Origin of the sequence: Halomonas cerina (genome assembly GCF_014192215.1) — a bacterium.
Taxonomy (GTDB): domain Bacteria; phylum Pseudomonadota; class Gammaproteobacteria; order Pseudomonadales; family Halomonadaceae; genus Halomonas; species Halomonas cerina.
The window spans coordinates 91,838-111,201 of the sequence record NZ_JACHXP010000011.1; the positions used below are offsets into that span (position 1 = coordinate 91,838).

The following is a 19,364-nucleotide window of genomic DNA, read 5'->3' on the forward strand; positions in this document are numbered from 1 at the left end:
CGGGCGCTGACGGCTGCTAGGCTTAAAGTCAAGCACACCGGCTCAGGAGGTCCTATGCCTCGTCTCAATGGTGTACTGGAAACTGCGCTCTACGTGGCAGACATGCCTCATGCACGGTCCTTCTTCGAGGGCGTGATGGGGCTTGAGCCCTTCAACGCCGATCACCGCTTCACCGCCTACGATGCGGGGGCCGGGTCGGTGCTGCTGCTGTTCCTGTATGGCGAGACCCTGGAGACGGTGGTGCTGCCCGATGACATGGGTACCATCCCCCCCCATGATGGCGCCGGTCGGGTGCACCTGGCCTTCGCTATCGCCGAGCGCGACCTGGCGGCCTGGGAACAGCAACTGCATGACCACGGGATCGAGATCGAGGGGCGCACCCACTGGCCACGAGGCGGGGAGAGTCTGTATTTCCGGGACACCGATGGGCATCTGCTGGAACTGGCCACCCCCGGGGTCTGGCCCAACTATTGAGAGCGCGCTCGCGAGAAAGCCTGTCTCAGTCTACCAGGCCTTACGCCAGCGGTTCGGCGTGCTCGACCATCAGCTGCAATGACTCGCGGCCCCGCCAGCGGTTGCGGTTGAGCTTGAAGGCGCAGCGCAGGGGGTCGCCGACACCGAAGGCCGGCACTTCGCCGGGTGTCAGGGCGCGGAACCAGATCGCCCGGTGCACGGCTGCCCCCGCCGAGAGTTCCAGCATCAGGTGAGTGCCGTCGGCGCCTACCGGGCGCAGGGCTTCCACCCGGAATTCGCCCTGGAAGAGCGGGGCATCGAACTCCCGGCCATAGGGTCCCAGCGCCTCCAGGGTCTCTAGCGTCTCGAGGCTGAGCTGCTCGGGGGCCAGGTCGCCATCGGTCAGGATTCTCGGATAGAGTTCGGCCTCGCCCAGCTGTTCACCCACCGCGCAGAGGAAGGCGGTCCTGAAGGCGTCGAGGTGCTCCTGCGGCACCCCGACGCCGGCCGCGCCGCGGTGGCCGCCGAAACGCGGCAGGGCCTCCGGCGCCAGTTCGAAGGTACGCTGCAGGGCGTCGCGCAGGTGCAGGCCCTCGATGGAGCGCCCGGAACCGGTCAGCATGCCCGGTGCTGCCGCCGGGGTCAGCACCAGCGCCGGCCGGCCGTAGGCCTGCACCAGGCGCGAGGCGACGATGCCCTGCACGCCGGGATGGCCGTCCTCCAGGTAGACCACCAAGGCCGGCGCGTCGGCGATCAGGGCCGGCAGCGCCAGCGCCTTCGCCGCCTCCGCCATCTCCGCTTCGATCGCCTTGCGGGACTGGTTGTCCTGGTCCAGCACCTCGAGATAGCGCTGCGCGATGTGATCCTGCTCGGCGAGCATGAAGTGCAGCGCCGCATAGGGATCGTCGAGCCGCGAGCGGGCGTTGATCCGCGGCCCCATCTGGAAGCCCAGGGTCTCGGCATCGAAGGGCACGCTGTCGGCACCCAGCCGTGCCGCCATGGCGCGCCAGCAGGCGGCCTCCATGCGGTTAATCAGGGCCAGGCCATGGGTCACCACCGCCCGGTTGGCGGCGCTGCCACCCAGCGACACGCAGTCGGCCACCGTGCCCAGCGCTACGTAGGAGAGCCAGGGAGAGAGCTTGGGCGTGGCAGCCTCGAGCACGCCCCACTCGATCAGCACGCCGCGGGTCAGCGACATGACCAGCCAGGCCACCATGCAGCCGGCGATGGTCGGGTCGGGATAGGCGCAGTCGTCACGGGTGGGATTGACCACGGCGTAGGCCGAGGCCGGCGGGCCCTCCACCGGCAGGGCGTGGTGGTCGCTGACCACCACCTCGATGCCGGCGGCCTTGAGCCGAGCGATGCGAGGTTCGTCTGAGCTGCCGCAGTCGGCGGTGATCACCAGGCTGGGGCGCGGCGAGAGTGCCAGGGTGCGCTCCACCAGCGGCAGGCTGATGCCATAGCCGTCATGGATGCGGTGGCCGATCAGGCTGTGCAGCTTCGCCTCCGGCACCCCGAACAGTTCGTGCAGGGTGCGGCGGATCACCACATGGGAGGTGATGCCGTCCACGTCGTAGTCGGTGAGGATGCCGATATGCTCGCCGTCGATCACCGCCTGGGCGATGCGCTCGGCGGCGCGCCGGCCGTCGGCGAGCCTTTCGGGATGGGCCAGGTAGCGCAGGCTGGGCGAGACCAGCGGCGCAAGCTCCCCCGCGTAGCCGGCCAGGCGCCCGGCCAGCACCCGAGCCTGAAGCTCGGAGAGCCCCTCGCGCTGAGCGCGGGCGTAGAGGGCGGCATCCCGGGACCGCGGCAGGATGCGCGGCTTCAGGCGTTGATGAAGGTCGACGGGATCGCTTACGGCGTTCAAGCCTGGCTCCTGTGGTTCAAGTCTGTGACCGCTGGCAAGAGAGGGCCGCCGGCCTAGCGAGGGGCGCCGGGGACAGGCCGAAGAGGGGGTCCTATGCCAGGGATGGCATCGGTAGCGCCCAGGGAGGGGTTCACAGCGCCCCCTCGCAGGCCTGTCGCCGGATCAGCCCCGAGGGGGAAACTAGCGCCGGTTCTCGGCGACAAACTTCTGCACCGCGGCAAGCTCCGCCGGCAGCACGGTGTAGCGCTCCTCGCGCTCCAGCAGGTCGTCCATGTGCGGCGGCAGCGGCACCCCCGGGAAGCCCGCCTTGACCACCGCCTCGGCGAACTTGGCCGGGTGGGCCGTCGCCAGGGTGATCATCGGCACGGCCTCGTCGCCCCGCTCGCACTCGGCGGCCCGGTAGCCGGTGGCGGTATGCGGGTCGAGGATCTCCTGGGTGCGGTGATGCGCCTCGCGGATCACCTCGAGGATGGTGGCATCGTCCACGCTGTGGCTGGCGAAGCGCTCGCGCAGCCGGGCGAGCGGCGCCTCGGCCAGCGCCGCGGGCTCGCTCTGGAAGCGTTCGAGCAGCGCGGCCACGGCCTCACCGTCGCGCTCGTAGGCCTCGAACAGCAGCCGCTCGAAGTTCGAGGACACCACGATGTCCATGGAGGGGGCCAGGGTAGCGACCAGTTCCTGCTTGGAGAAGTCATTGTCGGCGAGCGTGCGGTGCAGAATGTCATTGGCGTTGGTGGCGATCACGAAGCGCTCCACCGGCAACCCCGAGCGGTAGGCCATGTAGCCGGCGAAGACGTTGCCGAAGTTGGCCGAGGGCACGCAGAAGCTCACCGGACGGTGCGGCGCGCCCAGTGCCACGGCGGCGGCCACGTAGTAGACGATCTGGGCCATGATGCGCGCCCAATTGATGGAGTTCACCGCCACCAGCCGGGTGCCGTTCAGGAAGGCCTGGTCGGCGAAGCTGGCCTTGACCATGGCCTGGGCGTCGTCGAAGTTGCCTTCGATGGCCACGTTGAAGACGTTGTCGGCCAGCACCGTGGTCATCTGGCGCCGCTGCACCTCCGAAACCCGCTGGTAAGGGTGCAGGATGAAGATATCCAGGTTGTCACAGTGGCGGCAGCCCTCGATGGCCGCGGAGCCGGTATCGCCAGAGGTCGCCCCCATGATCACCGCCCGCTCGCCACGCTTGGCGAGGAAGTGGTCGAGGATCCGGCCGAGCAGCTGCAGGGCCACGTCCTTGAAGGCCAGCGTGGGGCCGTGGAAGAGCTCGAGCAGGAAGTGGTTGGCGTCGAGCTGGTTGAGCGGCACCACGGCGTCATGGCTGAAGGTGGCGTAGGCATCGCGGACGATCGTCCGGAAGATGTCGTCGTCGATCTCGCCGCCCACGTAGGGCTTCATCACCCGGAAGGCGATCTCGGCATAGGAGCACCCTGCCATGTCGGCCAGGTCATCGCGGCTGAGCTCGGGGACGGTCTCGGGCACGTAGAGGCCGCCGTCGCTGGCCATGCCGGTGAGCACGACCTCCTCGAAGGACAGCGCGGGCGCTCGCCCGCGGGTACTGATATAGCGCATCATTCCACTCCGTGGGACTCGAGCTACGGGCTACGGGCTACGGGCACATCGCTGCCCGCCGCCCGCTACCCGAGGCTCGCGGCCGATGTTATTCATGCTCGTCCAGGGACTCGACCCGGATCCGCGTCACCGGGCCGGCGATGTCGGCCAGCGACTCGATCAGGCGGATCGCCTCGTTCATCTGTTTCTCGCGAGTCCGATGGGTCATCAGGATGATCGGCACCAGCTCACCCTCGGTGGCCTCCTTCTGGATCAGCGCCTCGATGGAGATCCCCTGCTCGGAGAGGATGGTCGCCACCCGGGCCAGGACACCGGGACGGTCCACGGCCAGCAACCGCAGGTAGTAGGCGGTGGTGATGTCCTCCATGGGCATCATCGGCAGGTGGCTCTCCTGCTCGCCGATGCCGCTGAAGGCGAGATACGGCACCCGGTAGTGGTGGTCGGTGGCGATGTCGCGGGCGACATCCAGCAGGTCGGCGACCACCGCCGAGGCGGTGGGCTCGGCGCCGGCCCCGGCCCCATAGTAGAGGGTCGGTCCTACCGCATCGCCCATGATGGCGATGGCGTTCTTCACGCCATGTACATTGGCCAGCAGCCGCTCCTTGGGAATCAGGGTCGGATGCACGCGCAGCTCCAGGCCCGACTCGGTGCGCTTGGAGATGCCCAGGTGCTTGATGACATAGCCCAGGTTGTCGGCCTGCTCCACGTCCTCGGCGGTGACCCGCGAGATGCCCTCGGTGTAGGCCTTGTCGAACTGCAGCGGTACGCCATAGGCGATGGAGGCGAGAATGGTCAGCTTGTGGGCGGCATCGATGCCTTCCACGTCGAAGGTCGGGTCGGCCTCGGCGAACCCCAGCGCCTGGGCCTCGGCCAGCACGTCCTCGAAGGCGCGGCCCTCGTCGCGCATGTGGGTCAGGATGTAGTTGCCGGTACCGTTGATGATCCCGGCCAGCCACTCGATGCGGTTGGCCCCCAGGCCCTCGCGCAGCGACTTGATCACCGGGATGCCCCCGGCCACCGCCGCCTCGAAGGCGACGATCACGCCTTTCTCGTGGGCGGCCTTGAAGATCTCGTTGCCGTGCACGGCGATCAGCGCCTTGTTGGCGGTGACCACGTGCTTGCCGTGCTCGATGGCGGTCAACACCAGCTCGCGGGCCACGTCGTAACCGCCGATCAGCTCGACCAGCACGTCGATCTCGGGGTTGGTGGCCACCTCGAAGACGTCGGAGGTGGTCCGGATGCCGGTGGTGTCACACTCGGGATTCAGGGTGCGGAAGGCGACCTGCTCGATAACGATAGGCCGTCCCGCTCGCCGGGCGATGTCGTCGGCATTGCGTGTCAGCACGTTGAAGGTTCCGCCACCGACGGTGCCCAGGCCACAGATTCCCACTCTCACCGGTTTCAATGTCATTCCCCTCTCGTTGTGGCGTGTGTCTCAGCGTTTAGGCGGGGCCGCGCACGGCCCCGATCGCCGACGCTCATCGACGTCGGTCATCGATCATTCAGGCCCAGCATGCTCGCCAGGCGCTCGGCCGGCACATAGCCGGGCACCAGGCGCCCGTCGGGCAGCACGATGGCTGGCGTACCCTGCACACCGAGCTCCATGCCCAGATGATACTGTGCCTCGACCGGATTGTCGCAGTCCGTGGCTCCGGCCAGCGCTTCCTCGCGCTTGGCGGCCGACAGCGCCTCGCTCGGGTTGGCGGCACACCACACCTGTTGCAGCTGACGGGCGCCCGGGGAATTCATGCCGGCACGCGGGAAGGCCAGGTAGTGTACCCCAATGCCCATCTCATTGAGCCGCGGCACCTCCTCGTGGAACTGGCGACAGTAGGGGCAGGTGGTGTCGGTGAAGACGGCAAGTGTCGCCTGCGGCGTCTCGGCGCCGCGGAAGATCACTCGCTCGGCCTTGGGCACCGCGGCCAGCCGCGCGGCCCGCTCGGCATTGCGCGCCTGCTCGGTGAGGTTCACCAGCCCCGCCTCGGTGTTCTCGAAGAGATCCCCGACCAGGAAGTGACTGCCCTCGGCGTTGCTGTAGAAGGTCTCGCCGGTCTCCAGGCGCACCTCGAAGAAGCCCGCCAGGGGTGTCTCGCTGACGCGCTCCACCGGCATGGCACGGCCGTTGACCGTGAGACGCTCGGCGAGCCGGGACGCGGCGTCGGCCATGGCCAGGCTCGGCAGCAGCAGGGATGCGGCCAGCAGGCCGGCGGATAGGGTCGGTACTCTCATGATTCAGCCTCGGTCATGATTCAGCCTCGGGGATGGTGGTCGGCATGCAGCGCCTCCAGCCGCGCCTGTGCCACATGGGTGTAGATCTGCGTGGTCGACAGGTCACTGTGCCCCAGCAGCAGCTGTACGACACGCAGGTTGGCCCCATGATTCAACAGATGGGTGGCGAAGGCATGGCGCAGGGTGTGCGGTGACAGCGGCCGGTCGATACCGGCCATCCGGGCATAGGCCTTGATCCGGTACCAGAAGGCCTGGCGGGTCAGGCAGGCGTCGCTCCGCCCCGGAAACAGCGCCGGGCGTGTCGTGTCGTGCATCAGTGCGCCCCGGGCCGTGCGCAGGTAGCGCTCGAGCCAGTCCAGCGCCTCCTCGCCCAGCGGCACCAGCCGGTCCTTGTCCCCCTTGCCGCGTACTCGCACCACCCCCTGGCGCAGGTTCAGGGCATCGGTGGTCAACCCCACCAGCTCGGTGACCCGCAACCCGGCGCCATAGAGCACCTCGAGCATGGCACGGTCGCGCAGGCCGAGGTCGGTGGCGACATCCGGGGCCGCGAGCAGCCGCTCCACCTCGTCCTCCTGCAAATGCTCAGGCAGCGACGGCCGCACCCGGGGCAGGCGCACCGCCACCAGGGGGTCGTGATCGACGAGCCCGTCGGCCAGGGCCCAGCGGTAGAAGCGCCTCAGGCTCGAGAGCAACCGAGCGTTGCTGCGCAGATGGTAGCCGGCCTCGCGGCGCGCGTCGAACCAGGCCGCCAGGGTCTCGCCTCCGGGCGCGCATAGGGTCCGCCCCTGTGCCTCCAACTGCGTCGCCCAGGCCTGGAGGTCACGGCGATAGGCGGCCAAGGTGTTATCGCTCGCGCCCTGCTCCAGCCAGAGGGCATCGAGGAAGGCATCGATCAGCTCACCGCTGCGGTCGCTTGGCATGGTCTCTCCTTCGCTCACCGGCCCATCCGGTCATGCAAAAACACCCCGCCCCGCGAGTGCGGTGACGGGGTGTCGGAGGGTGGCGGGGCGAGACGCCCGTCACCGCCGGCGGGCGGCAGTCCGCCTCAGGCCAGCTTTTCCTTGATGCGGGCAGACTTGCCGCTGCGCTCACGGAGGTAGTAGAGCTTGGCCTGGCGGACGTCGCCGCGACGCTTGACGCTCACGGAGTCGACCAGCGGGCTGTAGGTCTGGAAGGTCCGCTCGACGCCGACACCGTGGGAGATCTTGCGCACGGTGAAGGCGGAGTTCAGGCCGCGGTTGCGCTTGCCGATGACCACGCCCTCGAAGGCCTGGAGACGCTCACGATTGCCTTCCTTGACCTTGACCTGGACGACCACGGTATCGCCCGGGGCGAAGGCCGGCACGTCCTTGCTCATCTGCTCGGTCTCGAGCGCCTGGATCACCTTGTTCTTGCTGCTCATGACGATAACTCCTCGATAACATCGGTGATGCGCCGAATCCTGTTCGTTGCCGGTGCATCGTGATCCCGGCGCTCGAGAAGGCTCGAGGCGCGGGAGTGCTGTTGGTGACACGGGTCCGCCTGCCCTCAGGGGGCCGTCACGTCCCGCACCTCCGCCCTGGCCTGCTGGTAGACAGGGCGTATTCCTCGATGAACTCCTCGAGCAGGCGCTGCTGCTCGGCCGTCAACGTCCTGCCTTCCAGCAGGTCGGGCCGCCTGAGCCAGGTCCGCCCCAAAGACTGCTTCAGCCGCCAGCGCCGGATGGCGCCATGGTGGCCACTGAGCAGGACCTCCGGCACCCGTCGCCCGTCGACCTGCTCGGGGCGGGTATAGTGCGGACAGTCCAGCAGTCCGTCGTTGAAGGAGTCCTCGGCCGCGGAATCCTGATGCCCCAGTACCCCGGGGACCAGCCTTGCCGCGGCATCGATCAGCACCATGGCCGGCAGCTCGCCGCCGCTAAGCACATAGTCGCCGATCGACCATTCCTCATCGATGTCGGCTTCCACCACCCGCTCATCGATGCCTTCGTAGCGTCCGGCCACCACCACCAGCGGGGGACCCGAGGCCAGTTCCTGCGCGCCGCGCTGATCCAGCCGCCGCCCCTGGGGAGACAGGTAGATCACCCTCGGGCGCTGCCCGGTGGCGCGCTCGGCACGCTCTCGAGCCGCCTGGATGGCCGCGCGCAGGGTGTCGACCTTCATCAGCATCCCCGGGCCACCGCCATAGGGGCGGTCATCCACGGTGCGATGCCGATCGGTGGCGTAGTCCCGGGGGTTCCAGAACTCCAGGGCGATGCGCCCCTTGTCCACCGCCCGGCCCGTCACGCCCTGAGCCGTCAGCGCCTCGAACATCTCGGGAAACAGCGACACCACGCCGATCCACATCGCCGTGTCGTCCTTCGCCACCCCGGGGCTCAAAACTCCGGGTCCCAGTCGACGGTCATCACGCCGGCCTCGAGGTCCACATCACGCACGACCTCGCCGGGCAGGAAGGGCAGCAGCCGTTCGCGGTCGTCGATGGCGTCTTCGCTTCGACCCTTGACGACCATGACGTCGTTGGCACCGGTCTCGAAGAGGTAATCGACGCGGCCCAGCGTCTCACCCTCGAGGGTCACCACCTTGAGGCCTTCCAACTGGTACCAGTAGAACTCGTCGTCACCGTCGAGTTCGGGCAGCTCGGCCTTGGGCAGGAGGATCTCGGCACCAACCAGGGCCTCGGCCGGCTCACGCCCGTCGACCCCCTCCAGACGAGCCACCAGGCCCTTGCCATGGGGGCGCCCCTGGGCGAGACGATAGCGGACCAGGCCGCCCTGATGGCGCAGCACCCACTCGTCATAGTCGAGGATGCCCTCCATGGGGCTGGTGTACGAGTACACCTTGAGCCAGCCCTTGACGCCGTAGGGACTGGTCAACTTGCCCAGCACTACGTGATCGTCGGCCGGGTGGCGCTCGGTGTTCGCGCTCATCGGCGATCCTGCGTCGGACATTCGGGCGCGTCAGGCACTCAGGCCTGCTTGCGGGCTTCCTTGACCAGCTCGGCGACGCGGCCGGACAGCTGGGCGCCCTGGGCCTGCCAGTGGCTGATGCGGTCGAGGTCGATGCGCAGACGCTCTTCCTGACCACGGGCCACCGGGTTGAAGAAGCCCAGGCGCTCGATGAAGCGACCGTCGCGCGAATTGCGTGAATCGGTCACGGCCAGGTGGTAGAAGGGGCGCTTCTTGGCGCCACCACGTGCCAGACGAATGGTAACCATGCGTTGACTGTCCTTCGGTTGAAGTTGCGGATATTTCGGTCGGGCCCGGCACCGGCCGGCCTCGACGAGCTGCTCGGGGAAGCGGGCCGGCGGCCCGGCTTCGGGTCATTCGGTCACGACGACGGCCGCACGAGCGCGGCCCTGCCAGTGAAGACGCGATATTCTACGGAAATCCGCCCCGCTTGGAAACCTTTTTGCAGGGCGGGCCGGCCAGGGCCGGGCTCAGCGCCACGGCAGGCCACCAGGACCACCCATGCCGCCGGGGCCACCGCCGCCCATCATGCCGGACATGCCGCGCATCATCTTCTGCATGCCGCCCTTCTTGCCCGCCTTCTTCATCATCTTCTGCATCTGCTTGTGCTGCTTGAGCAGGCGATTGAGGTCGGGCACCTGCAGGCCCGCCCCGGCGGCGATCCGCCGCTTGCGGGAGCCGTTGATGATCTCGGGCTTGCGACGCTCCTGGGGCGTCATCGAGTTGATCAGCGCCTCGAGCTTGCCGAGCTCCTTCTCGGGGCCGGGCCCCTGGGCCATCTCGGCCATCTGCCCCATCCCTGGCAGCTTGCCCAGCAGGCCACCCATGCCGCCCATCTTCTTGAGCTGCTGGAGCTGGTCGCGGAAATCCTCCAGATCGAAGCCCTGGCCCTTCTTGACCTTCTTGGCGAGCTGTTCGGCCTTGCCCTTGTCGACGGTCCGCTCGGCCTCCTCGATCAGCGACAGCACGTCGCCCATGCCGAGGATGCGCGAGGCCACCCGGTCGGGATGGAAGGGCTCGAGGGCATCGACCTTCTCGCCCACGCCCATGAACTTGATCGGCTTGCCGGTGATGTGGCGCACCGAGAGCGCTGCCCCGCCGCGGGCATCACCGTCGGCCTTGGTGAGGATCACCCCGGTCAGCGGCAGCGCCTCGTGGAAGGCCTTGGCGGTGTTGGCGGCGTCCTGGCCGGTCATGGCGTCGACGACGAACAGCGTCTCGTCCGGCGACACGGCCGCGTTGAGCGCCTGGATCTCGGCCATCATCGCCTCGTCGATGGCCAGACGACCCGCGGTATCGACCAGCACCACATCATGGAACTGGACCCTGGCGTGCTTGATCGCCGCCTCGGCGATGGCCACCGGCTGCTGGTCGGACCGCGAAGGGAAGAAGTCGACCTCGACCTCGCGGGCCAGGGTCTCGAGTTGGTCGATGGCCGCCGGCCGATAGACGTCGGCGGAGACCACCAGCACCTTTTTCTTCTCACGCTCGCGCAAGTAGCGCGCCAGCTTGGCCACCGAGGTGGTCTTGCCCGCGCCCTGCAGGCCGGCCATCAGCACCACGGCAGGCTTACCCTTGAGGGACAGGCCTTCGTTGGCCTCGCCCATGATCGCCTCGAGCTCCTGCTGGACGATCTTGACGAACTGCTGGCCCGGCGACAGGCTCTTCGAAACCTCCTGCCCCACGGCCCGTTCGCGCACCCGCTCGATGAAGGCCTTGACCACCGGCAAGGCAACATCCGCCTCGAGCAGGGCGCGACGCACCTCGCGCAGGGTGTCCTTGACGTTGTCCTCGGTCAGGCGCGCCTGACCCTTGATCGATTTGAGCGTCTGGGACAGACGATCGCTGAGATTCTGGAACATGGGCCTCTCCGCAAACGATGGCCTGGCGAGCCACCGAGGGCATGTCACGCTTGGCACCCCGGGGACTCACCCGCAATGGGCAAAAATTATACGCCTTGTGCGCTCAAGTCTCCATCCACGGGGCAGGGCCTTCGACTGTCCGCCGCCGGACGGATTCGGTATAGTCGACGCCTCCATTCACGTCATCAGGCGCTGGCGAAGGCGCACGGATAGCAACCTATGCAGGCGCTCCCCCTTGCCGTCATGGCCCTCATCCTCTATGTCGCGGCCGCCTCCTGGCAGGGCCTGACCCTGACCCGGCGGGTGCCACCGCGTCCCGCGCTGGTACGCAGCTTCACCGGCCTGGGCCTGCTCTGCCACCTGCCCCTGGCCATCGGTCTGCTGGGTCAAGGGGACTCCCTGTTGCCGGGGCTCTCGACCAGCGCGGTGCTGGCCAGCGGCCTGGCGGTGCTGGTGCTGTTGGCGGTCAGTCTCTTCAAGCCGGTACTCAACGTCGCCACCGGCCTGCTGCCGCTGGCCGGACTGACCCTGGTGCTGGCCACGGGGCTGCCGAGTCCCGAGCGGGCCTCGGGCATGACCCCCGGCATCGCCCTGCACGCCCTGAGCAGCGCCCTGGCCTTCGCCGTGCTGGCCATCGCCGCCATTCAGGCGGTGCTGCTGGGCATCCAGAATCAGGCCCTGCGCCATCATCACATCCGCGGCGTAGTGCAGTCGCTGCCACCGCTGACCACCATGGAGCGCATCCTCTTCGAACTGATCTGGGCCGGCATGGCCCTGCTGACCCTGTCGATCGCCAGCGGCTTCCTCTTTCTTGACAACATGTTCGCCCAGCACCTGGCCCACAAGACGATCCTGTCGCTGGCCGCCTGGGTGATCTTCGCCATCCTCCTGATCAGCCATCACTGGCTGGGCTGGCGCGGCCTGCGGGCCGTGCGCTGGACCCTGGGCGGCTATGCGGTGCTGCTGCTGGCCTACTTCGGCAGCAAGTTCGTGCTCGAGGTGCTGCTGAGCCGCGGCTGAGCCGCCAGGGAGGGCGCCTTGACACTGCCCGACCGAGTCCCTACAACTCGAGCCTGACACGCGATTGAGGATCCTTCGACTTGAGCGACGACTTCCCGCTGGAGTTGCTATTCGGCCTGCTGCTTCTGCTCATCTGCCTTTCCGCCTTCTTCTCGAGCTCCGAGACCGGCATGATGTCGCTCAACCGCTACCGCCTGAGCCACCAGGCGAGCAGCGGTGAGCGCGCTGCCCAGCGCGTGCTGCGTCTGCTGGCCCGACCCGATCGCCTGATTGGCGTGATCCTGATCGGCAACAACCTGGTCAACAACCTCGCCGCGGCCATCGCCACGGTGCTCGCCATCCACTTCTTCGGCGAGGTCACGGGCCCGGCCATCGCCCCGCTGCTCCTCACCATCGTGATCCTGATCTTTGCCGAGGTGAGCCCCAAGACCTATGCGGCGATCAAGCCGGAGCGCATCGCCTACCCCGCCTCGCTGGTGCTCGAGCCGCTGCTCAAGCTGCTCTACCCGCTGGTGTGGCTGGTCAACGCCCTTTCCAACGGCCTGCTGCGCCTGCTCGGCGTGAAGAGCATCGAGGGGGGCGGCGACAACCTGACCCGTGATGAGCTGCGCACCGTGGTCCACGAGGCCGGGACGCTGATCCCCCACCGTCACCAGGCCATGCTGCTGTCGATCCTCGATCTGGAGAACGTCTCCGTAAACGACATCATGGTGCCCCGCCACGAGGTGTCAGGCATCGACCTGGACGACGATCTCGAGGAAATCCTGGTGCAGATCCGCACCAGCCAGCATACCCGCATGCCGGTCTTCAAGGGCGACATCAACAACATCATCGGCATGCTGCACCTGCGCAATGCGGCGCGTTTCCTGTCCCGGGGCGAGGTGACCAAGGCGGCCATTGTCCAGGAGGCCCGAGAGCCCTACTTCATCCCCGAGTCGACGCCCTTGCATACCCAATTGCTCAACTTCCAGAAACAGAAGCGACGCATCGGCATCGTCGTCGACGAGTATGGCGACGTGGAGGGGCTGGTGACCCTCGAGGACATCCTCGAGGAGATCGTCGGCGAATTCACCACCGACGTGGCCGGCCAGGACCAGGAGATCTATCCCCAGGAAGACGGCAGCTACGTCATCGACGGGACCGCCAACATCCGCGACCTCAACAAGGCGCTGGGTTGGCAATTGCCCACCGACGGTCCCAAGACCCTCAACGGCCTGATCCTCGAGCACCTGGAATCCTTCCCCGACGGCCCGGCCTGTCTGCAGATCGCCAGCGTGCGCATGGAAATCCTCGAGGTGCGTGACAACCTGATCACCGCGGCGCGTTGCTGGCAGCCCGTGCGGCGCGCCCCGCGCCGTGGCTGAGTCACCACGGCCGCGGAGTGGCGCCCCCGCGAGCGGCCGCGAGGGGCTTTTCGCTGCAGGCAGCCATGGTGTCACGCCACATCGGAATGGTGCTTGAGGCCAGCCAGGGTTGTGCACAGCAGCTGGTCGAGCAGCTCACCCACCTCGAGAGGCTCGCCCTGCCAGTAGCCGAGGCGCTCGTTGAGCCCCAGCTGGACCAGGCCATGCACGCTGCCCCACAGGGTACGCCCCAGCCGCCGTGCTTCCGGGTCGTCCAGCGCTGGCTGGTACTCCTTGAGCGTGGCCTCCACATTCAGGAACAGAGCCTCGATCATGGCACTCTGACGCTGATCCAGCTCGCCCTCCTGGGCGAGGGGATAGTCGAACAGCAGCTGCCAGCGATAGGCATCCTGCCGGGCGAACTCCCAGTAGGCGCGGGCCAGGGCCTTGAGGCGCGCCTCGGGGGCGCCGGTCGTGAACAGCGGCTCGATGGTGGCTCGCAGGCGCGCCAGGGACTCGATATTGACGTGCTGCAGCAGGTTGCCGAAGCTGCCGTAGAGCTTAAGCAGCGTGCTGGGGGCACACCCCACCTCCCGCGCCAGCGCACGCAATGACAGCGTGTGGACGGGATGTTTGCTGAGCCAGGCATCGCAGGCTGCCATGACCTGGGCATGCAGCGCCTCCGGTGCGTGCTGTCTGGGACGGGCCATCAGGCTCCTCGTTGCGGTGGTGACGGGGCAGCGCCCGAGGGGCCTGACGGGCAGGCCAGATCGAACACCGTTTCCTTTAGCATATCGCGCCTTGCAGCCGACGCAAACCCCGCTTGGGACCACGATCGGCGACGCTTTTCTCGCCTCCGGCTCTTGGTTACCCTGATTCGCCATCTCCCGCGGAGTTCCCATGGCCGGCCGTCTCTATATCACGCCCCTCGACCTCGACCGCCTGCTGCCGGACCTGACGGTGGACCGACCGCTGGTCACGGGGGCCAACCTGGCGCCACGCCGCCCGCTATCCATCATCCGCCTCGAGGCGGGTCGAGCGAATCTCGACACCGTGTTCTGGGGCCTGACGCCGCCCTGGCTCAAGGTGCTGGATCACGCCCCCCACTGTGCCCGGGCCGAGTCCCTGACGGCGCGCCCCATGTTCCGCGAGGCCTTCGCCGCCCGACGCTGCCTGGTGCCGGTGAGCGGCATCTATGTCTGGAAGCCGCAGCCACGCTTTAAGCAGCCCTTCCTGGTGACCCGGACCGATCGCGGCCCGCTGCTGCTGGCCGGGCTATGGTGTCGCTTCCATACCACCCTGACCGCCTACAATGACTCCATGGCGCTGATCACGGTGCCGGCCAATGGCCTGCTCGCACCGCTCGTCGACCGCCTGCCGGCGATGATTGACGCCGGGCACGCCCGCCGCTGGCTCGACCCCGATACGCCCGTGGAAGCCTTACAAGCGCAACTCGTTCCCGCCCCATTGGAACTGTTGGGCGCTTTCCCGGTATCAAGACGGGTGAACGATCCTCGTCACCAGGATCCATCCTGCGCCTATCCCACCGGCCCCATGCTGCGCCGGACATCTGAACAGGAGCCATGATGCCCAGACCGATCGCCTTGCACCGGCAACGGACACGCCGGCCGCTGATCCTGCTGGCCCTCGCCGCGACCCTGCTGCTGCCCTTGGCTGCCGAGGCACGCCAGCCCGAGGCCTCGACCGACCCGGTCGCCTCGCGAATCGCCCCCAAGGTCAGCCCCCATGATGACCGGGCCTACCGCGCCCTCACCCTGGACAATGGGCTCAGCGTCCTGCTGGTCAGCGACCCCGACGCCGACAAGGCCGCCACCTCGCTGAACGTGGCGGTGGGCAGCGCCCAGGACCCGGACGACTTGGCCGGTCTCGCCCACTTCCTCGAGCATATGCTGTTCCTGGGCACCGAGACCTATCCGGCGGCCGATGCCTACCAGGGCTACCTGTCCCGCCACGGGGGCCAGCACAATGCCTTCACCGCCCCCCGGGACACCAACTACTTCTTCTCGGTGGAGCCTGACGCCCTGGCCGGCGCCCTGGACCGCTTCAGTCGCTTCTTCGTCAACCCGCTGTTCAATGCCGATCGCCTGGAGAGCGAGCGCCAAGTGGTGCATTCGGAATACATGGCCCGCAAGCGTGACGAGGGACGGCGCCATAACGACGTCCTCGACCAGCTGCTCAACCCGGCCCACCCGATGACCGGCTTCTCGGTGGGCAGCCGCGAGACGCTGGCCGACCGCCCCGCGGGGGAGCCGAGCCTACGCCAACGGGTGATCGACTTCTACCGCGCTCACTACGGCGCCAACGTGATGCAGCTCGCCGTGGTTGCCCCCCAGCCGCTGGACGAACTCGAGGCGCTGGTCACCGAACGCTTCGCCGCCATCCCCGACCGTGGCCTGTCACGCCCGGTCATCGACACGCCCCTGGCCCTCGACGCCACCCTGCCCCGGGCGGTGGCCATGCAGTCGTTGCGTGACCACCGCTCGGTCCGCTTCCTGTTCCCCGTGCCCGACCCCGAGACGGCCTACCGCCACAAGCCGGCCAGCTACCTGGCCAACCTGCTGGGCCACGAGGGCGAGGGCAGCCTGCTCGACGTGCTGCGCGAGGCGGGCCTCGCCGACGGGCTGTCCGCCGGCGTGACCCACGGCGATGGCCGCCATGCCCTCTTTACCATCGACATCAGCCTCACGCCGGCGGGTGCCCGCCAGCTGGAGCGCATTCAGGCCACGCTGTTCGCCGCCATCGAGCGGATCCGCGAGGCCGGACTCGAGGCCTGGCGCTACGACGAGCAGGCCCAGCTCGCCGAGCAAGAGTTTCGCTTCCAGCAACATGGCGCGCCGCTGCAGGATGCCATGCGCCTGTCGATAAATCTGTCCCGCTATCCGCTGGAGGACGTCAATTATGCGCCCTATCGCATGGACGGCTTCCGACCCGCGCTGATCGGCGACTGGCTGGGGGCCCTGCGGCCGGACAACCTGTTGCGCCTCTACAGCGGCCCCGAGGTCGAGGGTGAGCACACCTCCCCCTGGTTCGAGACACCCTGGCGTGAGGTTCCCCTGGACGCAATGAGGGCCGACCCCCTCGCCGGCCTGGCGCTGCCGGCCCCCAACCCCTATATCGCCGAGGACCTCGATCTGCTCGAGGGCCAAGATGAGGGGCCCGTTCAACGGATCGATGAGCCGGGTTTCGCCTTCTGGCACATGCGCGATGACACCTTCGACACGCCCCGGGTGGAGTGGCGCTTCAGCCTGCAGCATCCCGCCGCGGGCCGCGATGCCCGGGAGGCCGCCATGGCACGCCTGCTGGCCGGCTGGCTCGGGGATAGCCTGAATGAGGCCCTCTACCCGGCGCGACTGGCCGGTCACGGTTTCGAGGCCTACGCCCATGCCCGTGGCATCACCCTGTCGTTCTCCGGCTGGCGTGACCGCCAGGACCGCCTGATCGACCGCGTTCTCGATCAGCTCGCCGAGGGCGAGATCGAGGCCGCCAACGTGGCGCGAGTCAGCCACCGGCTGCGCCGCGAGTGGCGCAACGCGCCCCAGGAATCCCTCTATCGGCAGGCCAACCGCACCCTGACCGAGACGCTGATCCGTCCCCAGTGGCCCACCGAGGCGCTGCTGGCGTCCCTCGAAGACGTCGATGCCCAGGCGCTGCGCGACTTTCGCGATGCCTTCCTCGGTGATCTGCACCTGGAAGCCATGGCGGTGGGCAACCAGACGGCCGAGGGGGCGATCCGCCAGGCCCAGACGGTGGCCGAGACCCTGGCCCCGCAGCTTGCCGAGACGGCCATTCCCGATCTGGTTCCGCTGCAAGCCAGCCGCAACCTCCCCCCCTTGACACCGGATACCGCCCGGGACGAGTCCTTGGTGATGCGCTACCTGCAGGGCCCCGACCGGTCACTGGATAGCCAGGCCCGACTGGCCCTGCTGGGCCGCCTGCTCGAGACGCCCTTCTATCAGCAGCTGCGCACCGAAGAGCAGCTCGGCTATGTGGTCAACGCCGGCTACCGGCCACTGCTCGACGCCCCGGGTATCGGCTTGCTGGTGCAGTCTCCGGACACCGACAGCGCCATCATCCAGTCGCGCATCGATGCCTTCCTCGAGGACTTCGGCACGCACCTCGGCCAACTGGACGACGCGGTTCTGGCCCCCTACCGCCAGGCGGTGCACGATGACCTGCTGCGTCGCGACACCGGCCTGCCCGAGCGCATGAATCGTCTGTGGCAGGCACTGGCCATGGACGATACCGCCTTCGATCAGCGGCAGCGGCTGGCCAGGCGAGTGCTGGCGGTAACTCCGGTGGCGCTGCGCGAAACCTGGCCCAGCCTGCGCAACGACGCCGTGGTGCACATCACCCATGACCCCGGCGACCCCCCTAGCGACGTCATGGCGCTCAAGGATGACCTGCCGCCCCTCCCCCAAGGCGACGGTCCCCAAGGCCACAGCGACTGACCCGCCCTGACGCAAGCGCCCGACCATCTGGCCGGGCGCTTGCATCGATGCCGAGCGTGAGGCGAATGACTAGCCGAAGGCCTGCGACGGCATGATGGCTTCGACATGCATCACCAGCTCCTCGAGGATCTGCCGTTCCCGGTCGCCCAGCGGCTCCTGGTTGAGCGCCTCGATCTGCCGGGCGAACTCCTTCAGGGTCAGGCCGGCCAGCGCCGGGTCGTTCATGCGCTCCCAGCGGAAGGCCTCCCAGCGCGCCTGCTCCTCGCTGGTCAGGGTGTCGGGGTAGCTGCGCGCCCGATAGCGGAACAGCATCTCCTCGAGACGCGGGTCCTGGAAGGCGAAGCGGGCCTCGCTCAGCGCCCAGGGGTCGGTATCGCGGGCCCGCTGCATCTGCTGGCGGTCCGCGGCCGAGAAGAAACCGCCGGAGTAGAGCATCAGATCCGGATCCCGGGGCGGCTCGGGGGGTGGCGCGGCGAAGGCCTCACTGACGCGGGCCGCCACCTCGGGATGCGCGGCCAACTGCCTCCAGTGGTCGCGACAGGCGGCCAGGTCGAGGCCCAGGCGTTCGACGAGCTCGCCATACTCCCCCTGATGCGGTCCCGCCGTGTCCTTGAGGGCGTTCGCCGGCAGGATCACCGGGCACTTGTTGATATGGATGACCTTCAGCGGGATGCGCACCTCGCCCTCGGCGAGGTCATCATTGCTGACGAAGACTCGCTCACGGATCTGCTCGGGACCGAGGGTCAGCAGGGGATCGGGGGCCACCGAAAGATCATAGACGATGACCCCGTTGGGGTTGGTGGGGTGCTCGACCAACGGCATCACCAGGGCGCTACAGCCGCGGCTCGCCGGATAGCGCCGGGAAATGTGCAGCACCGGCTTGCGCCCCGGGATGTCGAGCCGCCGCGCCACCGCGCGCTTGCCGCGCAGTTCGAGCAGGTAGTCGAAGAGCTTCGCATTGCTCGCTCTGAGGAGCCGCGCCAGGGCGATGGTGGCCCGGACATCGGCCAGGGCATCGTGGGCCCCGGCGTGCTCGATGCCATTGGCGGCGGTCAGGTCCTCGAGGCGAAAGCTCGGCGTGCCGTCCTCGCGCCTCGGCCAGCTGATGCCCTCCGGACGCAGGGCATGGAAGGCTCGCACCACATCGATCAGGTCCCAGCGGGAGTTGCCGTGCTGCCACTCCCGGGCATAGGGATCGAGCAGGTTGCGGTAGAAGAGCTGCCGGCTCACCTCATCATCGAAGCGCAGGTTATTGTAGCCCAGGACACAGGTCCCGGGTTCGCTCATGGCGGCCTGGATACGGCCAGCGAACTCCGCCTCGGGCAGCCCGCGGCGACGCGCCTGCTGGGGGGTAATGCCGGTGATCAGGCAGGCCCGGGGATGCGGCAGATCGTCATCGGCCGGCTGGCAGAAGAGCTCGATGGGCTCGCCGATCTCCTGGAAGGCATCATCGGTGCGGATGGCCGCGAACTGCGATGGCCGGTCCCGGCGCGGGTCGGCGCCGAAGGTCTCGTAGTCGTGCCACAGGAAGGTCAGCGGGGCTTGCGGCTGCGCCATGGACAAGGGCTCTCCAACAGCAGTGGGACAAGGCCCCCAGCCTAGCACAGC

General features: G+C 68.1%; 17 protein-coding genes. 5 read left to right on the top strand and 12 right to left on the bottom strand.

The window, feature by feature from the left end; translation table 11 throughout:
- The first annotated feature begins 54 nt into the window (after nucleotides 1-54).
- Nucleotides 55-474, top strand: coding sequence for a VOC family protein (locus FHR94_RS12040; protein WP_183325971.1), 420 nt, complete (start codon nucleotides 55-57; stop codon nucleotides 472-474).
- A 40-nt stretch (nucleotides 475-514) separates the two neighbouring features.
- On the opposite strand, the gene FHR94_RS12045 is transcribed toward FHR94_RS12040, so the two are convergent.
- The 10 genes from FHR94_RS12045 to ffh form a co-directional block, all read right to left on the bottom strand.
- Nucleotides 515-2,320: a single-stranded-DNA-specific exonuclease RecJ gene (locus FHR94_RS12045; protein WP_183325972.1), complete on the bottom strand. Its 1,806-nt coding sequence runs from the start codon at nucleotides 2,318-2,320 to the stop codon at nucleotides 515-517.
- A gap of 180 nt (nucleotides 2,321-2,500) precedes the next feature.
- Nucleotides 2,501-3,889: a threonine synthase gene (gene thrC / locus FHR94_RS12050; protein ID WP_183325973.1), complete on the bottom strand. Its 1,389-nt coding sequence runs from the start codon at nucleotides 3,887-3,889 to the stop codon at nucleotides 2,501-2,503.
- An 88-nt stretch (nucleotides 3,890-3,977) separates the two neighbouring features.
- A complete protein-coding gene (locus FHR94_RS12055) occupies nucleotides 3,978-5,294 on the bottom strand; it encodes a homoserine dehydrogenase (protein ID WP_183326014.1) in 1,317 nt (438 codons plus the stop codon).
- A gap of 86 nt (nucleotides 5,295-5,380) precedes the next feature.
- Nucleotides 5,381-6,118, bottom strand: a complete 738-nt coding sequence (locus FHR94_RS12060; RefSeq protein ID WP_183325974.1) for a DsbC family protein — start codon at nucleotides 6,116-6,118, stop codon at nucleotides 5,381-5,383.
- Between the two features lie 20 nt (nucleotides 6,119-6,138).
- Nucleotides 6,139-7,038, bottom strand: a complete 900-nt coding sequence (gene xerD, locus FHR94_RS12065; RefSeq protein WP_183325975.1) for a site-specific tyrosine recombinase XerD — start codon at nucleotides 7,036-7,038, stop codon at nucleotides 6,139-6,141.
- Between the two features lie 125 nt (nucleotides 7,039-7,163).
- Nucleotides 7,164-7,520, bottom strand: a complete 357-nt coding sequence (rplS, locus tag FHR94_RS12070) for a 50S ribosomal protein L19 (RefSeq protein WP_183325976.1) — start codon at nucleotides 7,518-7,520, stop codon at nucleotides 7,164-7,166.
- Nucleotides 7,521-7,656: 136 nt separating this feature from the next.
- Nucleotides 7,657-8,442, bottom strand: coding sequence for a tRNA (guanosine(37)-N1)-methyltransferase TrmD (gene trmD, locus FHR94_RS12075; RefSeq protein WP_183326015.1), 786 nt, complete (start codon nucleotides 8,440-8,442; stop codon nucleotides 7,657-7,659).
- Between the two features lie 29 nt (nucleotides 8,443-8,471).
- Nucleotides 8,472-9,023 carry a ribosome maturation factor RimM gene (gene rimM / locus FHR94_RS12080; protein ID WP_183325977.1) on the bottom strand — a complete coding sequence of 184 codons (552 nt, stop codon included), beginning with the start codon at nucleotides 9,021-9,023 and terminating at the stop codon, nucleotides 8,472-8,474.
- A gap of 38 nt (nucleotides 9,024-9,061) precedes the next feature.
- Nucleotides 9,062-9,310: a 30S ribosomal protein S16 gene (gene rpsP / locus FHR94_RS12085; RefSeq protein WP_183325978.1), complete on the bottom strand. Its 249-nt coding sequence runs from the start codon at nucleotides 9,308-9,310 to the stop codon at nucleotides 9,062-9,064.
- 222 nt (nucleotides 9,311-9,532) lie between these two features.
- Nucleotides 9,533-10,924: a signal recognition particle protein gene (gene ffh / locus FHR94_RS12090; RefSeq protein ID WP_183325979.1), complete on the bottom strand. Its 1,392-nt coding sequence runs from the start codon at nucleotides 10,922-10,924 to the stop codon at nucleotides 9,533-9,535.
- 219 nt (nucleotides 10,925-11,143) lie between these two features.
- Here ffh and FHR94_RS12095 point away from each other — a divergent pair, with 219 nt between their 5' ends.
- Both FHR94_RS12095 and FHR94_RS12100 read left to right on the top strand, forming a co-directional pair.
- Nucleotides 11,144-11,944, top strand: coding sequence for a cytochrome C assembly family protein (locus FHR94_RS12095; RefSeq protein ID WP_183325980.1), 801 nt, complete (start codon nucleotides 11,144-11,146; stop codon nucleotides 11,942-11,944).
- Between the two features lie 80 nt (nucleotides 11,945-12,024).
- Entirely contained in the window at nucleotides 12,025-13,308 is a 1,284-nt protein-coding gene (locus tag FHR94_RS12100; protein ID WP_183325981.1) for an HlyC/CorC family transporter, read from the top strand.
- A gap of 71 nt (nucleotides 13,309-13,379) precedes the next feature.
- Here FHR94_RS12100 and FHR94_RS12105 read toward each other — a convergent pair whose 3' ends face one another.
- On the bottom strand, nucleotides 13,380-13,997 hold the full coding sequence (locus tag FHR94_RS12105) for a TetR/AcrR family transcriptional regulator (RefSeq protein ID WP_183325982.1): 618 nt from the start codon (nucleotides 13,995-13,997) through the stop codon (nucleotides 13,380-13,382).
- Between the two features lie 190 nt (nucleotides 13,998-14,187).
- Here FHR94_RS12105 and FHR94_RS12110 point away from each other — a divergent pair, with 190 nt between their 5' ends.
- Together FHR94_RS12110 and FHR94_RS12115 are read left to right on the top strand one after the other, a co-directional pair.
- Nucleotides 14,188-14,874, top strand: coding sequence for an SOS response-associated peptidase (locus FHR94_RS12110; RefSeq protein ID WP_183325983.1), 687 nt, complete (start codon nucleotides 14,188-14,190; stop codon nucleotides 14,872-14,874).
- On the top strand, nucleotides 14,874-17,756 hold the full coding sequence (locus FHR94_RS12115; protein WP_425485375.1) for an insulinase family protein: 2,883 nt from the start codon (nucleotides 14,874-14,876) through the stop codon (nucleotides 17,754-17,756). The genes FHR94_RS12110 and FHR94_RS12115 overlap by 1 nt, the downstream gene beginning before the upstream one ends.
- Nucleotides 17,757-17,825: 69 nt before the next feature.
- Here FHR94_RS12115 and sbcB read toward each other — a convergent pair whose 3' ends face one another.
- Nucleotides 17,826-19,313 (bottom strand): exodeoxyribonuclease I, encoded by a 1,488-nt coding sequence (sbcB, locus tag FHR94_RS12120; protein WP_183325985.1) that lies wholly within the window; start codon nucleotides 19,311-19,313, stop codon nucleotides 17,826-17,828.
- Between the last annotated feature and the right edge of the window lie 51 nt (nucleotides 19,314-19,364).